12 protein-coding genes are annotated in these 15,850 nt (G+C 70.1%); all 12 read right to left on the bottom strand.

What is annotated here, in order from left to right:
- Window positions 1–100 precede the first annotated feature (100 nt).
- Window positions 101–883 (bottom strand): YggS family pyridoxal phosphate enzyme, encoded by a 783-nt coding sequence (locus ACFW3F_RS11750; RefSeq protein ID WP_388057423.1) that lies wholly within the window; start codon window positions 881–883, stop codon window positions 101–103.
- A gap of 25 nt (window positions 884–908) precedes the next feature.
- Entirely contained in the window at window positions 909–1,715 is an 807-nt protein-coding gene (pgeF, locus tag ACFW3F_RS11745) for a peptidoglycan editing factor PgeF (RefSeq protein ID WP_388057421.1), read from the bottom strand.
- A gap of 8 nt (window positions 1,716–1,723) precedes the next feature.
- Entirely contained in the window at window positions 1,724–2,890 is a 1,167-nt protein-coding gene (gene ftsZ, locus ACFW3F_RS11740) for a cell division protein FtsZ (protein WP_388057419.1), read from the bottom strand.
- A 328-nt stretch (window positions 2,891–3,218) separates the two neighbouring features.
- The gene (locus ACFW3F_RS11735) at window positions 3,219–3,920 is read right to left on the bottom strand and encodes a cell division protein FtsQ/DivIB (RefSeq protein WP_388057417.1); all 702 of its coding nucleotides are present in this window, start codon (window positions 3,918–3,920) and stop codon (window positions 3,219–3,221) included.
- Entirely contained in the window at window positions 3,917–5,452 is a 1,536-nt protein-coding gene (murC, locus tag ACFW3F_RS11730) for a UDP-N-acetylmuramate--L-alanine ligase (protein ID WP_388057456.1), read from the bottom strand. The genes ACFW3F_RS11735 and murC overlap by 4 nt, the downstream gene beginning before the upstream one ends.
- Before the next feature lie 49 nt (window positions 5,453–5,501).
- A complete protein-coding gene (gene murG, locus ACFW3F_RS11725; RefSeq protein WP_388057415.1) occupies window positions 5,502–6,692 on the bottom strand; it encodes an undecaprenyldiphospho-muramoylpentapeptide beta-N-acetylglucosaminyltransferase in 1,191 nt (396 codons plus the stop codon).
- Between the two features lie 82 nt (window positions 6,693–6,774).
- Window positions 6,775–8,592: a putative lipid II flippase FtsW gene (gene ftsW, locus ACFW3F_RS11720; protein ID WP_388057413.1), complete on the bottom strand. Its 1,818-nt coding sequence runs from the start codon at window positions 8,590–8,592 to the stop codon at window positions 6,775–6,777.
- 5 nt (window positions 8,593–8,597) lie between these two features.
- Window positions 8,598–10,193, bottom strand: a complete 1,596-nt coding sequence (gene murD / locus ACFW3F_RS11715; RefSeq protein WP_388057411.1) for a UDP-N-acetylmuramoyl-L-alanine--D-glutamate ligase — start codon at window positions 10,191–10,193, stop codon at window positions 8,598–8,600.
- Window positions 10,186–11,283 carry a phospho-N-acetylmuramoyl-pentapeptide-transferase gene (mraY, locus tag ACFW3F_RS11710; protein WP_159371047.1) on the bottom strand — a complete coding sequence of 366 codons (1,098 nt, stop codon included), beginning with the start codon at window positions 11,281–11,283 and terminating at the stop codon, window positions 10,186–10,188. Before mraY ends, murD begins: the two co-directional genes overlap by 8 nt.
- A 124-nt stretch (window positions 11,284–11,407) precedes the next feature.
- The gene (locus ACFW3F_RS11705) at window positions 11,408–11,893 is read right to left on the bottom strand and encodes a UDP-N-acetylmuramoyl-tripeptide--D-alanyl-D-alanine ligase (protein ID WP_388057409.1); all 486 of its coding nucleotides are present in this window, start codon (window positions 11,891–11,893) and stop codon (window positions 11,408–11,410) included.
- Window positions 11,890–13,551: a UDP-N-acetylmuramoyl-L-alanyl-D-glutamate--2,6-diaminopimelate ligase gene (locus tag ACFW3F_RS11700; protein WP_388057407.1), complete on the bottom strand. Its 1,662-nt coding sequence runs from the start codon at window positions 13,549–13,551 to the stop codon at window positions 11,890–11,892. The genes ACFW3F_RS11705 and ACFW3F_RS11700 overlap by 4 nt, the downstream gene beginning before the upstream one ends.
- A 286-nt stretch (window positions 13,552–13,837) precedes the next feature.
- Window positions 13,838–15,763 carry a peptidoglycan D,D-transpeptidase FtsI family protein gene (locus ACFW3F_RS11695; protein WP_388057405.1) on the bottom strand — a complete coding sequence of 642 codons (1,926 nt, stop codon included), beginning with the start codon at window positions 15,761–15,763 and terminating at the stop codon, window positions 13,838–13,840.
- Window positions 15,764–15,850 lie beyond the last annotated feature (87 nt).

Below are 15,850 nucleotides of genomic sequence, written 5' to 3'. Positions count from 1 at the left end.
CGTAGTGCGACGCCGGTTGCTGCCGTGCCGGGTGGTGCATCTGTTGTCAGTGAGCTATTTGCGCTTGCTGTGTCACTTGGTTCTGGTGTTACCAATGTGATTACTGAGAGACTAGCGGCCGCTCACCCATGATTCCGGTTCCGACACGCACGCATGTCGAGCCAGCGGCAATCGCCGTCTCCATGTCCCCGGACATACCCGCCGACAGCTGCGCCGCGTCGTCGAATCGGCCCCGGAACGCCTCGTGGATGCGCGCCGTCTCGGCCATCCAGTACTCGGGATGGCCGTTCAGCGGCGCGATGACCATCAGACCGCGCAGCCGCAACGAATCCGCGCCGACGACGAGCTCCGCCAAGCCCGGCAGGTCGTCTTCGACGACTCCGCCGCGTTGCGGGTCGCCATCGAGGCTGACCTGGAGCAGGATGCCGAGCGGGTCGGCACGCTCGTGTTCGTCCAGTGCCGCGGCGGTGGCGCGGTCGAGGGCGTCGACCACCTTGGGACGGTCGACGGAGTGCACCGTGCGCGCCCACCGGGCGACCGAACGCGCCTTCTTGGACTGCACCGAACCGATCATGTCGAAGACGGGAACGTCGCCGGGGTCCGGCGACTCCCGGTCACCGAGCACCCGGTCACCGAGCACCCAATCCCCGAGCACACTGGCCACCTTCCGTCCGGCCTCCGGCTCACGCGACTCCCCGAATGCGCGCTCCCCCAGCCGCATCAGCCTGCGGATGTCGTCCGCGGGGAAGAACTTCGTCACCACGAGGAGTTCGCAGGAACCTGCCGGACGGCGGGCGGCCTCGACCGCGGAGTCCAGGCGGCGACGCACAGACGCGAGCCGTTCCCCCAGTTCGACGGTGCGCGCATCAGATGACCCGGTCATGTCCCCATCCTTCTCGCCTCCGGGGTCATTCCCCGAGCGGACGCCGCTCGTCGTGTCGCTTCGGCCCGCCCGCTCCGCTCGCTCCGCTCCCGGCGCCGGGACCGTCGTCGTCGCGCTCGTCGTCGGAATCCGGGTCGATCCAGATGACCGACGCCAGTCGGCCCGTGGGCGCCCCACGCCGATGACTGAACAGGCTCGGGTCGGAGATCGTGCACCGCGGGTCGACCGCGACGCCGGCGACACCTGCTTCCAGCAGTTGTCGCCGCAGGCCGGCGCGCAGGTCGAGGCCGGCCGTGCCCTTCTTGGTACGGACCGCGCTGCCAGGCAGGTGCTTCTCGACGTCGGCCTGCATCTGCGCTGGGACCTCGTAATGGTCCCCGCTCGCGGCGGGACCGAGGAAGGCGCCGATGGAGTCCATACGGGCGCCGAGCTCGACCATCGCGCGCAAGGTGGCGGGCACGATGCCGATCCGGGCCCCCACGCGTCCGGCGTGGACCCCGGCGATCACACCGGCCTCGTCGTCGCTCAGCAGCACCGGGACGCAGTCGGCGGACAGCACCGCGAGGGCGAGACCGGGCGTGGTCGTGACGAGCGCGTCGGTGACCGGCACCGGCTCGTCGACCGGCCCCTCGACCACGGTGACGTTGCGGCTGTGGACCTGTTCCATCCACACCACCGACCCGGCGGCCACCCCGATCTGCTCGGCGAGGCGAATCCTGTTGGCCGCGACCGCTTCTGGATCGTCCCCGACGTGATCGCCCAGATTGAACGAATCGTACGGTGACACCGATACCCCGCCGGCACGGGTGGTGATCACACGACGCACCCGCATCCGGGAGCTCAGCGCTTCATGAACGACGGCACGTCGACGTCGTCGTCATCGAGCCGAACGGTGTTGCGACGGGGCGGTTCCTGCTCTTGCTCGAACGGATCGCCCGCACCCTTCGGCATGTCCCCGAAGAGCGGATCGTTCTTCGGCGGCGGGGTCACGGCACCGGCCTGACCCTGCCCGACAGCCGAACGTCCGGCTGCCGACGGAACCTCGGAACGCTTCTTCGGCGTGCCGCCGTCGAAGCCAGCGGCGATGACCGTGACCCGGACCTCGTCGCCGAGGTTGTCGTCGATCACCGTGCCGAAGATGATGTTCGCGTCCTCGTGCGCAGCTTCCTGCACCTGGGTCGCCGCGTTGTGGATCTCGAACAGGCCGAGATCGCTGCCACCGGCGATCGAGATCAGCACGCCGCGGGCGCCTTCCATCGACGCCTCGAGCAGTGGCGAGTTGATCGCCGACTCCGCGGCCTTGCGCGCACGCTCCTCGCCGCGCGCGGAGCCGATGCCCATCAGCGCACTGCCTGCATCGCTCATGACGCCCTTGACGTCGGCGAAGTCGACGTTGATCAGGCCGGGGGTCGTGATGAGGTCGGTGATGCCCTGCACGCCGTTGAGGAGGACCTCGTCGGCACTGCGGAACGCGTCCATCAGGCTGACCTGCGCGTCGCCGAGCTGGAGCAACCGGTCGTTCGGGATGACGATGAGCGTGTCGCAGGACTCGCGCAGAGCGGTGATACCGGCCTCGGCCTGCCCGCCCCGACGCTTGCCCTCGAACGAGAACGGCCGGGTGACCACGCCGACGGTCAGCGCACCCAGCTTGCGGGCGATCTGGGCGACGACCGGCGCGCCACCGGTGCCGGTGCCGCCCCCCTCGCCCGCCGTCACGAACACCATGTCGGCACCCTTGAGGAGTTCCTCGATCTCGTCGCGGGCGTCCTCGGCGGCACGGCGACCGACCTCGGGGTCGGCACCCGCGCCGAGTCCACGCGTCGAATCCCGACCGACGTCGAGCTTGACGTCGGCGTCGCTCATCAGCAAGGCCTGCGCGTCGGTGTTGATCGCGATGAACTCGACTCCCTTGAGTCCCTGTTCGATCATCCGGTTGACGGCATTCACGCCGCCACCGCCGATGCCGACGACCTTGATGACGGCCAGGTAGTTGTGCGGTGGCGTCATGCGCTCGCCTTCCTTGTGTGGTCGATCTCGTGTTGATTCGCGATCGTGTCTTGATTAGTCCGTGTGAACCGGCCGGCCCACGTCCGCTCGCCACAAACCCTAAACCTGAACCATAGATTTAGAGTTATGTCAAGTAACTCGTTGTGGTCATGACGCTAGGCATCGAGGGCCCAGGTATCCAGATCCGCCCTCGGCGTGTCGGGAAGTCGCACCGAATTCCGCCGAGATTCCCGGCTTTTCGTCAGTACTCGCCGATATCCGGGCCCTCTGACCCGGGTCCGCACCCCCGCGCACGCCGACCTCGACGACGACCCGGTGCGCCGCGATGTCACCGATAGGCCGGGAACTCGGGGCTCGACACGTTGTACATCGTCGCCTTCCGGGTCAGCAGATGCGTGAGGGTCCGGGCCTTCTCGGCGCCGCGGTCACTGTCCCCCCACACCACCGTGCGCTTCTCCGACAGAGTGAACTCGATGTCGACCGGCGAGGTCGCGGTCACCCGGATGACCTGCCTCGCCAGAGATTCGGGTAGTCCCGCCACTGCCGCGATGGTCTCCCTGGTGGTCGGGTCCGCCGGCCCCGGGTTCGGGGTGTCGAGCACCGGGAGCTTGAGCACCTCGGGCGGGACGCCCTGTGCGCGGTCGAAATCGAGGAACGCGACCCCCGACTTGTCGAGCACGTGGACGTCATCGCCGTTGTTGACGATCACGACCGGCACCCGCTCGACGACGGTGATGGTCAGCGAGGACGGATAACTCCGCTGGACGCGCGCCGACTCGACCGATGGGATCGTGGCGACGCGCTGCGCCACCGCCCGGGTGTCGACCTGCAGCAACGGAGTTCCGGACGGCACGGCCGCCACCCGCAGGATCTCGTCCGCCGGGATGGACCCGTTGTCGCGGACGTCGGTGCCGCGCACCGACATCAGCGGGGTGAGGTAAGCGATCAGGACGAGCCCGACGCCCAGCGCAACGACCATGAGCGTGCCGAGGACAACGCGGGACCGGCGGCGCTCCGGCCACCGGATCACGACACCCGCCCCGTCCGGTCGTCGGAATCTCCTGAACCGTCGACCGGTGATCCCGTCGAACTCGTCCGGGTCGCGGTGTCGTCGGGTGTCGACGCCGAGGCGAGCGCGTCGAGGATCTCTGGTCCCTGCATGGTGATGTCGCCCGCCCCCAGGGTCAGGACGACGTCGCCGGGCCGCGTCAGCCGGGCGACCTGCGCGGCCAGCCGCGACAGGTCCGGGGCGAAGATGCCGGGCACGGTCAGCTTGTCCGAGATCGTCCGACCGCTGACGCCGGGGATCGGGGCCTCGCGGGCTCCGTACACATCGGCGACCACGACCGCGTCGGCGAGGTCGAGGGCGGCTGCGAACTCGTCGGCGAATTCGACCGTGCGCGAGTAGAGGTGCGGCTGAAACACCGCGATGACGCGCCCGCCCGGCCCGCCGCGGGCGGAGACCATGTCCTGCGCCGCCGACAGCACGGCACGAACCTCGGTCGGATGGTGGGCGTAGTCGTCGATGACCTCGACACCGCCGCGCTGCCCGCGGAACTCGAAGCGGCGGTGGACGCCGCCGAAGGAACCGATACCGGCCACGATGCCGTCGAGCCGACCCACGCCGGACGGCGCATCGACCCGTGCCGCACCGATCACCGCGGCGATCGCGTTGAGCGCCATGTGCTCTCCCGGCAGCGGGAGGACCAGCTGGCGATCCTCGACATCGGGGCACAGCGGGGCGGTGAAACGGACCGTCGCGGCTCCCCCGACCCCGCGCGGTTCCCAGGACAGCATGGTCGCGACGTTGGGGACGGTCGGCGCCGACGCCGCGTGCGTCCCGCGTCCGTATCCGAGGACCTCCACTCCGCGCGCGGCGAGCGACTCCGCGACACGACCCGCCAGGGCCGCCGATCCGGCGTCGTCGAGGCACACGACGAGCGAACCGCCGGTGGTGATCCGCGCGACGAACCGGTCGAACACCTCGACGTAGGCATCGAGGGAACCGAAGAAGTCGAGGTGGTCGGCATCGATGTTGGTGACCACGACGACATCGGGCGTGTACTCGAGCAGCGAGCCGTCACTCTCGTCGGCCTCGGCGACGAAGACCGGGTCACCGCCGTGGTGGGCGTTGGTTCCCGACTCGTTCAGTTCACCACCGATCGCGAACGACGGATCGGTCCCGGCGTGCTGCAGCGCGACGACCGCCATCGAGGTCGTGGAGGTCTTGCCGTGGGTGCCCGCGATCAGCAGGCTGCGGTAGCCCGACATCAGCTGGGCCAGCACACGCGGACGCAGGAGCACCGGGATGCCGCGCGAGCGTGCCGCGACGAGCTCGGGGTTGGTCTTGGGGATCGCGGCGTGCGTGGTCACCACGACCGACGGGCCGCCGGGGATCTGGTCGAGCGCCGACGGATCGTGTCCGACCTGGACCCGGGCGCCACGCGTCCGGAGTTCGAGGATGCCGCGACTGTTCTTGGCATCCGATCCCGACACCTGACCGCCACGGGCCAGCAGGATGCGGGCGAGCCCCGACATCCCGGCGCCGCCGATACCGACCATGTGCACGCGGCTCAATTCGTCGGGGAGCGACCCCGGGGTCGACGCGGTGTCATCGCTCACGACGCGACCTCCCGCCCCGACGGCGCCCACCCCGGAAATCCCGGGCGAGTTCGATCGCCGCGCCGGCCACCGCCGCGGCCGCATCCCGGTGCCCGGTGCCCGCGGCAGCAACCGACATGCGTTGCAACCGCGCCGAATCCTTCAGCAGCGCAGGCACTTCGCGGGCGACCCACTCGGCATCGACCGTCGCATCGTCGACGATCAGTCCCCCACCGGCCTCCACGACGGGCAGCGCATTCAGCCGCTGCTCGCCGTTTCCGTGGGGCAACGGGACGTAGATCGCGGGCAAACCGGTCGCCGACACCTCGGCGACGGTCATCGCACCGGACCGGCACATCACCAGATCGGCGGCGGCGTACGCGAGATCCATGCGCTTGAGGTACCCGACGGCCCGGTAGGGCGGTGCGTCGTCGACGACGGCGGGGTCGATCGAGTTCTTGGGGCCGTATGCGTGCAGCACGCCGATGCCGGCCCTGCCCAGCGTCTCCGCCGCACCCGACACGGCATCGTTGAGTCGTTGCGCGCCCTGCGATCCGCCGAAGACGAGCAGCGTCGGCGCATCGTCGTCGAGCCCGAAGTAGTGGCGGGCCTTGGCGCGCAGCGCCGACCGGTCGAGTTCGGCGAGCACACCGCGGACCGGGATCCCGACGACCGTCGCATCCAGACCCGAGCCGTCGACCGCGGCCAGGACACGGTCGGCGAACCGGGCACCGACCTTGTTGGCGATGCCGGCCGAGGCATTGGCCTCGTGGATGACGATCGGGATTCGGTTGCGCCGGCGCAGGTGCATCTGCGCGGCCAGATACGCCGGCACGGAGACGTAGCCCCCGAAGCCGATGACGACGTCGGCGTCCACCTCGTCGAGCACCTTGCGGGTGGCGGCCACCGAACCGAGCAGCCGGCCCGGCGTGCGCGCCAGGTCGAGGCCCGGTTTGCGTGGCAGCGGCACCGGCGGGATCAGCTGCAGGTCGTATCCGCGTTCGGGGACGAGGTCGACTTCGAGGCCCCGGCTGGTGCCCAGCGCGGTGATGCGGGCGGTCGGATCGATACGGCTGACCGCGTCGGCGACGGCGAGAGCGGGCTCGATGTGGCCGGCCGTACCACCGCCGGCGACGACCACCGACAACGGACGGCCGTTCGGCCGCCCGGTCGTATCAGCATGTCCTGCACCCGAACTCACCGGCGTCGTCACTCCATTTCAGCCTTGATCATGTCTGCGGAGAACCCGTGTCAGCGGGTCTCCGGTCGCGGTGCCGGACCGTTCACCAGCGGCCCGCGCCGCGTACGCGACCATTCGGCCCACTCCGGCCACTCCCCCGATACCCGACACCGTAGTCGACGCCGTCTCGCGGAGACGTCCCAGGTCGGGGGCGGCGTGCGGGACCGCCGGCGCGCCCGGAGGCCGCCGATCGGGCGCCCCAGGTGTTGCCGCCGCCGGTCCGCGGAGCCGACCGGTCCTGCCTCCGATCGTCGCGCGGTGGCTGCGACGACGACTTGCCGCGCTTCCAGGGCAGCGCGAAGCGCCCACGGCTGCGTCCGGCGTCGGGCGACGGTGCTCGTCCGCTCGGTGGCCGACGCCGCGACACCGGCCCTCGACCCCCGCGGCCGCCTGCGGTGGCCGCACGCGGTCCCCCCGTGCGGCGCTGATCCAACCGGTCGCGCAACGACTCCGCACGAGTCTGCCGGTAGGCCACCGGCGTGGGGAGGCGTAACCACCGTGCGACGCGGCTCGGCGACCCACTGGTCAGGGTCGCCACCGCTTCGGGCTCGTGTCTGGCGGCGTTGGCGAGTAGCCCGAGCATCGCGAGGACGGTCAGGGTCGACGTGCCGCCCGCCGAGATCAACGGCAGCTGGATTCCGGTGACCGGTAGCAGCCCGATGACATAGCCGATGTTGATGAAGGCCTGCGCGGTGATGAGCACGGTGATGGTCGCCGACATCAGGCGCAGGAAGGGATCGGTCGACCGATGCGCGATCCGGAAGCCGATGTAGGCGAGGACGACGAAGAGGAACACCACCATGAGCCCGCCGAGCAGCCCGAGTTCTTCGCCGATGATCGCGAAGATGAAGTCGTTGTGCGCGTTCGGCAGATAGTTCCACTTGGCACTCGACTGTCCGAGCCCCACTCCGAAGACCCCGCCGTTCGCCAGGGCATACGTCGCCTGGCGTGCCTGGTAACCGGCGCCCTGCGGGTCATCGACGTTGCCGAGGAAGCTCATCACGCGCTGGGACCGGTACCCCTCGGCGAGGGCGAGGATCACGGCGAGCGCGATGCCGGACACCGCGAACGAGACGAACACCTTGACCGGCAGGCCCGCAAACCAGAGGAGGGCGCCGACGATGATCGCGATGGTGATCGTCGTCGAGAGGTTCGGTTCCAGGATGATGAGCAGGCACACGAGCATCGCCACCGGGACGAGCGGCACCAGCAGTTCGCGCAGTGAGGCGTTGTCTCGCCGACGGGAGGCCAGCAGGTGCGCGCCCCAGATACAGAGTGCGACCTTCACCAGCTCGGACGGCTGCACCGACAATCCGTAGATGACGAACCAGCGTCGTGCGCCCTGGCTGAGCGTGCCTATACCGGGGATGAGGACCAGCGTCAGCAGGACCACCGCGACGAACATCGACGGGGCGGCGAACCGCCGCAGGAGTCGCACCGGGACGCGCAGCATCAGATAGAAGACCACGAGGCCGAGCAACGCGAAGATCACCTGCGTGGCGAACAGTCCGTACGCCGATCCCTCTTTGGAGTACCCCTCGACCGATGACGCCGAGAGCACCATCACCAGACCGAATGCGGTGAGCAGGAACGACATCGTGAGGATCAGCTGATACGACGCCAGCGGCCGGGCCAGCAGGTTGCGGATCGCCTCCACGACGATCGCCGGGATCGATGCGGCGGCCGCGGCACCGGCGGATCGACCGGACGCGTCGCCGGTCGTCGGCTTGGTGGCGGCATTGCGCGTCGCGCCCGGTCGTTCGTTCTTCGTCCGCTTACCGCTGTCGGCGTCCTCGACACCGGCCGAGTCGTCGACGTCGTCGACGGGTTCGGTGTCCGCGGCCGGGGTCCGGCTGCTCATCCGACTCACCGTCCGGCGCGCGGAGAGCCGGCGACCCGATGCGCGGCGGCGGCGAAGGCGTCGCCGCGCGCGCCGTATCCGGCGAACATGTCCAGTGAGGCCGCCGCGGGGGCGAGGAGCACCGCGTCGGGGGCGGGCGAGCTCGCGACGGCGAACGCCCAGGCCTCCTCGACGGCCCGGTCCATGACCGCCACCGATGCCGACGAGCCCGTACCCGGGAGATCAACCGCTGACGTTTGGGGACCGGCCTGGCCCGGACGATGCACGTTCACCGTGCCATCGTCTCCTGTGAATACTGTGACTGTTGGGACTTCTGGGGCGTGTCGCGCGATCGCCTCGATCACGAGGTCGCGGTCGCGCCCGATCGCGACCACGCCGACGAGCCGTGCGCCCACCGCGGTGAGCATCTCGTCCATCGACGCACCCTTGAGCAGGCCACCGGCGATCAGGACAACCCGATCGAAGGCAGCCACGGCTGCCTGCGCGGCATGCGGGTTGGTGGCCTTCGAGTCGTCCACGAAGGCGATACCGTCCCGGGACGCGACGACCTCACCACGGTGACCGGCCGGCCGGAAGGCCGTCAGACCGGCCCGGACGGCCTCCGGTCCGATGCCGACCGCGAGCGCCAGGGCCGACGCCGCCAATGCGTCGGCGACACCCGACGGCCCGGACGGCCGGACGGCGTCGGCGTCGAACAGGTCGCCGGCCTCGAAGGCGCGGTCGGTCAACCGCCCGTCCTCGACTCCGAGCTGCCCGGGTTGCGGCTCGTTCAGGGTGAAGCCGATGCGCCGGCCCGCCGTGGGCAGGCGGGACGCGATCGGATCGTCGAGTCCGACGACGCTCACCGCGCCCCGCAGCGCGCCCGCTTTGGCGAGGGCGTAGGCCTCGAACGTGCCGTGCCAGTCGAGGTGATCCTCGGCGACGTTCAGCACGACCCCGGCATGCGGACGAACCGAGGGCGCCCAGTGCAGCTGGAACGACGACAACTCGGCACAGAGCACGTCCACTCGGGGGTGGGCCTGCATCGCATCGAGCACCGGCAGTCCGATGTTGCCGCAGGCCGCGCCCGCACGCCCCGAGGCCTCGACGATCCCGGCGAGCATCGAGGTGGTCGTCGTCTTGCCGTTGGTTCCGGTCACCACGAGCCAGGTGCGCGGTTGGCCCAGCAGTCCCGACGCGTCGACGCGCCAGGCCAGCTCGACCTCACCCCACACCGGCACGCCGCTCGCGGCCGCCGCCCGGACCAGGTGGTGGGTGGGCGCGAAGCCGGGCGACACGATGACCACCGCGGCCGTGGCCAGGGGGCCGGGGTCGGGCCCGGGGGCGGCGAGCAGATCCGACACGGCGACCGGTTCGACACCGTGCGACGCCAGTTCCGCGACGCCGGCGACCGTCACCGCCGCTGCCTCGCGATCGGCCGGGGAGGCATCGCGATCGGCGAAGCGGTCGTCGGCCAGCAGAACCCGCGCGCCGAGCGTCACCAGGAACCGGGTCGCGGACAGGCCCGCGGTGCCGGCACCACCGACCACGACGGTCCGGCCGGCCAGTTCGCGCGGGTCGGGCCCGGCAGTCTTCGGGTCCGGCACCGGGCGATCAGCCATTGGTGGTCAGGAACTCGCCGTAGAACAGGGACAGACCGAGGGCACAGGCGATGGCGGTGAGCAACCAGAATCGGATGATCACCGTCGTCTCGGCCCAGCCGCCGAGTTCGAAGTGGTGGTGGAAGGGCGCCATCCGGAACACGCGTCGGCCGGTGGTCCGGAAGAAGGCGATCTGGATGACCACCGACATGATCTCGGCGACGAACAGGGCGCCGATGACGACCGCGAGCAGCTCGGTACGCGTGGTGATCGACAGGCCGGCGAGCATCCCGCCGAGGGCCAGCGAGCCGGTGTCACCCATGAAGATCTTGGCGGGCGCGGCATTCCACCACAGGAAGCCCAGGCATGCACCGCCGCCGGCCACCGCGATGAGCGCGAGGTCGAGGGGATCGCGAACCTGGTAGCAGCCGGTGGGGATCTCGCTGGGTGGTTTCGCGCCACCCGCGCAGGCATTGACGAACTGGAAGAAGGTGACCAGGACGTAGGAGCCCAGGACCATCGCCATCGACCCGGCTGCCAGGCCGTCGAGTCCGTCGGTGAAGTTCACCGCATTCGACCACGCCGCCACCACGAGCCAGCAGAAGACCACGAACACCACCGACCCGAGCGTGATCGCGTCGATGTCGCGGACGTAGGACAGGTTGGTGCTCGCCGGGGTGTACCCGTAGTCGTTGCGGAACTGCAGCACCAGGATGCCGAAGAGGATGGCGGCGATGAACTGGCCGATCGACTTCGCCGTCTTGTTCAGGCCGAGATTGCGGTGCTTGCGGATCTTGATGATGTCGTCGAGGAATCCGACGACGCCCAGCGCGGTCGCGAGTCCGAGGACGAGCAACCCCGATGCGGTCGGTCCGTTCCCGGCGTCGGTGAAGACCCCGATCAGATGGGCGCCGAAGTAGCCTGCCCAGAGCGCGGCGAGGATCGCGACACCGCCCATCGACGGTGTGCCGCGCTTGGTCTGATGACTCTGCGGGCCCTCGACCCGGATCTCCTGCCCGAATCCCTGCCGGGAGAACACCTTGATGAGGACCGGCGTCAACAGGATCGACACCGCGATCGCGATCGCGCCCGCGAGGAGTATCTGTGTCACCGCGTTGCCCCCGCATCCTCTTCGTACCCGACCGGAATCCTGTGCTCGACCACGAGCGTCTCCCCGAACCTGTCCTGTGCCCCGCACCGGTGCGGCATCGCCGACCTGCTGGTTCCCCCGTAGGTCATGGCGCCGTCTCCTCGCCGGTCGCGGCGTCGACGACCTGCCATCCCCCGCTTCGCCCCCACGCGGTGATCACCGCGTCGAGATCGGCCGTGGCCGTCGCCAGCAGGACGACGTCGCCGGCCGCAGGCCGCCAGTCCGGGTCGGCGTCGGCGAGACCCGCGGCCTCGTCCACCGACTCGACGATGCGCGCTTCGTCGCCCCACGAACCCTCCATGACCGCGCCCTGATGAAGCGCGCGCACCGACCGCGAGTCGCCCACGCAGAGAGTCTTGTCGACAGCCAGCCGGACCGCCAGGCGACCCAGCAGATCGTGTTCGACCACGCGCTGGTTCTCGGTCAGGCCGCTCGGTGAGGCCAATTCGGCGATGATCGCCCACGTGCGGCCCGCGCCGGCCGACTCGGCGAGGCGCCGGAGCAGCAGGCGGGCGTCGTCGACGGAGACCGGCGGGTTCCCGCGGATCACCGTGACCGATGGTGTGGTCATCGCCGGTCCTCGGCAGCCGAGCCCGGGGCCTCGTCCGTGCGCGGCCCCCACGTGCGGGACTCCAGCGCGCGGGCCACGACCTCGCGGTCGTCGAACGGATGCTTCACGCCGTCGATCTCCTGACCTGCCTCGTGTCCCTTACCTGCGAACAGCACGATGTCGCCGGGTCGCGCCCACGCGATCGCCGCCTCGATGGCCGCGGCCCGGTCGCCGATCTCGCGGATCGGTTCGGCGCCAGCGGGTCGGTCGGTCCCGGGCACCGTCTGCGCCCCGGCGAGCACCTCGGCACGGATCACGCCGGGTTCCTCGGTACGCGGGTTGTCGTCGGTGACGATCACGAGCTCGGCGCCGCGTGCCGCCGCCTCCCCCATGAGTGGTCGCTTCCCGGTGTCGCGGTCGCCGCCGGCGCCGATGACGATGGCGACGCGTCCGCCCGTCTGTCCGCGCAGCGTCGCCAGCACCGCTTCGACGGCACCCGGTTTGTGCGCGTAGTCGACCAGAGCCAGGAAGGACTGCCCACGGTCGATGCGCTGCAACCGTCCCGGCACGCTCACCGACGCCACCGCATCGAGCGCAGCCGGCACCGACACACCTGCGGCGTGCGCCACGGCGACCGCGAGCAGACCGTTGGCCACGTTGTATCGGCCCGGCAGCGGGATGTGGAGCTCGTGGGTTCCGTCCGGCTCGGAGAACGGTGTGCGCGACGACCCATCCGCGTCGAGCGACGACGCACCCGCGTGCCAGTGGGCCGGCGTCGGTCCGGTGGACACCGTCACCGGTTGCAGGTGGGCGGCCTCTCCCGGACGCCGCGCGAGCTCGGCCATGCGTCGTCCCCACTCGTCGTCGACGCACACGACCGCACGGACGGCGTGGGTGGGCGCGGACGGGACGAACAGCTGCGCCTTCGCATCGAAGTAGGCACGCATGGTCTGGTGGAAGTCGAGGTGGTCCTGCGAGAGGTTGGTGAACGCACCGATCGCGAAATGCGCACCGTCGACGCGGCCGAGCGCCAGTGCGTGACTCGACACCTCCATGACGACGATGTCGACGCCGTCCTCGAGCATCGACGCGAGCAGCGCCTGCAGGGTCGGCGCCTCGGGTGTCGTCAACGAACTCGGCTGGGCGACGCCGTTCACCCGCGTCTCGACGGTGCCGATCAGTCCCACCGAATGGCCCGCGGACAGCAGGGCCGCCTCGACGAGGTAGGACGTGGTGGTCTTGCCCGACGTGCCGGTGATGCCGATCAGCTTGAGCCGCTGGGACGGGTTGCCGTAGACGCGGGCACTGACGTTCCCGAGGACCGTGCGCGGCGTGGGATGGATGAGCACCGCCACGGCGGTCTCCGGCGGCAGCACGCGGGCGAGTTCGGCCCGGCCGGCCGGGTCGGTGAGGATGGCCGACGCGCCGGCCGCCACCGCCTGGTCGGCGAACCGCGCGCCGTGCGTGCTCGACCCGGGCAGCGCGGCGAACAGGTCCCCGGGGCGGACCTCCTGGGCCCGCAGGGTCACCCCCGTCACCTGTGTATCGGCGTCGGCGCCGCCGACGAGGTCGAGTCTGGCCCCGGTGGCGGTGGACAGCACGGACACGGGGGTCGGCATGACCTCGCGCGGACGAATGGGTCCATCACCTCGGTCGGGTGATCGTCGACGAGACGCCATCGGTGCTCCTCGCCTCCTCGGTTCTTCTGTCGGCAGTTCTTCTCGGGCGAGCGGGCCGGCCGGCCTGCTCGGGGCTGCGCCCCACGCTGGACTGTGGGTTGTCGTGCGGGACGGACCGGTTGTTCGGGCGGCGGATCAGGTTGACCGCGGGCCGCGTCGGACCTCCGCCGAGGGCACAGAATCGCACTCACGATACCGACCCACCCGGACGGTCCCGGCACACGGTGCGCCCCGGGCGACCGGCCTGCGATCGCCCGCCGGTCCGGGTCGGACGAAGTGCCCGGGCCTAGCGCGCGGTCAGGGTCAACCGCGGTGTCGGCGCGGACAGCGGCACCTGCGCACGCTGGAGCATCCACGACGTGATGGTCGAGAACAACGGGGCGGCCGACTGGCCACCGGAGCCGTCGGAACTCCGCCGCGGGTTGTCGAGCATGATTCCGACGACATAGCGCGGGTTGTCGGCGGGAGCGATGCCCGCGAACGTGATGTTGTACCGCGAGTTCGAGTAGCACCCACACGACGGGTCCACCTGCTGCGCGGTGCCGGTCTTGCCGCTCACCTGATAACCGTCGACGGCCGCCTTGGTCCCGGTGCCCTGTTGCTCGCCGGTCGGATCGTCCTGCACCACCGACCGGAACATGTCCCGGACGGCACGGGCGGTGGACTCGCTCACCACACGGACGGGTTGAGGCCGCGCGCGGTCGTCCGGTGCCTCCCCGTCGCGCTGTTCCGAGGACAGTATCCGCGGCGAGATACGCAGCCCGTCGTTGGCGATCGCCTGGTACATCGCGGTCATCTGGAGCAGCGACATCGAAAGTCCCTGTCCGATGGGCAGGTTGGCGAACGAACCACCCGACCACTGACTCAGCGCGGGCACCTCTCCCGCGCTCTCCGCAGGCAGCCCCACCCCGGTTCGCTGTCCGAGTCCGAACTTCTTGACCATGTCGGCGAAGCGCTCCTCCCCGATCCGCTGCGCGAGCATCAGGGTGCCGACGTTCGACGACTTACCGAAGATGCCGGTGGTCGTGTAGGGCTCTACCCCGTGCGGCCACGCGTCGCGCACCGTCACGCCCGCCATCCGGATGCTCCCGGGCACCTGGTGGACCGTGTCCGGCTTGGTGATCCCGTATTCGACGGCCGCCGCGGCAGCGATCAGTTTGTTGACCGACCCCGGCTCGAACGGGGACGTGACCGCGGGATTGCCCAACTCGGCGTCCGGTTGCTCCGAGAGCGGGATCGACGCGTTGAAGGTCCCGTCGTTCGCCATCGCCAGCACCTCGCCGGTCTTCGCATCCAGCACGACCGCCGACGCCCCACGAGCACCCGAGGCCTGCTTGGCCTTCATGATCTGGCTCTGGACGAACCACTGGATGTCGGAGTCGAGTGTGAGACGGACCGTCGCACCGTTGAGGGCCGGGTGCACATTGCGCATGCTGCCGGGGATCACCGCGCCGTCCGACCCACGGTCGTAGGTCCGCGAACCGTCGGTGCCGGACAGGATCGAATCCAGCGACGCTTCGAGTCCGATGAGTCCGTTGCCGTCGTAGTTCACGTCGCCGACCACATTCGCCGCCAGGGACCCGCCCGGATAGAGACGAATACTCTGCGGGTCCGCGCCGACCTCCGGGAACTCTTCGGTGATCCGCGACGCGACGTCGGGACTCACCGACCGTGCGAGATAGACGAAGGTGTCCTCGCCGGTGACCTTCTCGAGGAGATCTTCTTCGCTGATCGACCCGCCGAGCGCCACCGACACCCCCTTGGCGATCTCCTTCAGTCTGGTCTCGACATCGGGCAGAGCCGGGTTCTTGCGATTCTCTTCCTCGATCGACTTGCGAACGGCCTTGGGCAGGAACGTCAACGACCTGGCCTCGTCGGTATAGGCCAGTGGACGCCCGTTGCGATCGAGGATCGCTCCGCGCTTGGCGGTGAGAACCTGGGTGTACTCGCGTTGTTGCGCGGCTTCGGCAGAGATCGAGCCCGCCTGCACGGTGTGCACGACGATCATCTTGACCGCGACCGCGAGGACCACCAGCAGGACCAGCACACCCGCCGCGCGCGCACGGAACACGAAAGTCTGCGGACCCCGGCCGTTTCGCCCACCGGGCCCCGTGCGCTTGGGACCTCCCGACCCCGCGCCGGGTCCTCGCCCGGGGCGACGTCTCGGGCCCGACGGCCCGGCGCCGAGCCGCTCGAAGGTCGCACGTGTCATGGTCGTCAATTGTTCACCGCTTCAACGTGGTTACACCGGATTTGACCCCGGCGGGTTGGAGATGACACCGGAGACCCGGCGCACGTC

The organism is Gordonia sp. NPDC058843 (assembly GCF_042743165.1).
GTDB lineage: Bacteria > Actinomycetota > Actinomycetes > Mycobacteriales > Mycobacteriaceae > Gordonia.
This window is presented reverse-complemented; position numbering and strand designations above follow the sequence as displayed.

Coding starts and splice junctions, on each gene's coding strand:
- ftsW (WP_388057413.1), bottom strand. CDS start 8,592: ATGAGCAGCCGGACCCCGGCCGCGGACACCGAACCCGTCGACGACGTC.
- ACFW3F_RS11695 (WP_388057405.1), bottom strand. CDS start 15,763: ATGACACGTGCGACCTTCGAGCGGCTCGGCGCCGGGCCGTCGGGCCCG.
- murC (WP_388057456.1), bottom strand. CDS start 5,452: ATGGTCGGTATCGGCGGCGCCGGGATGTCGGGGCTCGCCCGCATCCTG.
- murD (WP_388057411.1), bottom strand. CDS start 10,193: ATGGCTGATCGCCCGGTGCCGGACCCGAAGACTGCCGGGCCCGACCCG.
- ACFW3F_RS11700 (WP_388057407.1), bottom strand. CDS start 13,551: ATGGCGTCTCGTCGACGATCACCCGACCGAGGTGATGGACCCATTCGT.
- pgeF (WP_388057421.1), bottom strand. CDS start 1,715: ATGCGGGTGCGTCGTGTGATCACCACCCGTGCCGGCGGGGTATCGGTG.
- ftsZ (WP_388057419.1), bottom strand. CDS start 2,890: ATGACGCCACCGCACAACTACCTGGCCGTCATCAAGGTCGTCGGCATC.
- ACFW3F_RS11750 (WP_388057423.1), bottom strand. CDS start 883: ATGACCGGGTCATCTGATGCGCGCACCGTCGAACTGGGGGAACGGCTC.
- ACFW3F_RS11705 (WP_388057409.1), bottom strand. CDS start 11,893: ATGACCACACCATCGGTCACGGTGATCCGCGGGAACCCGCCGGTCTCC.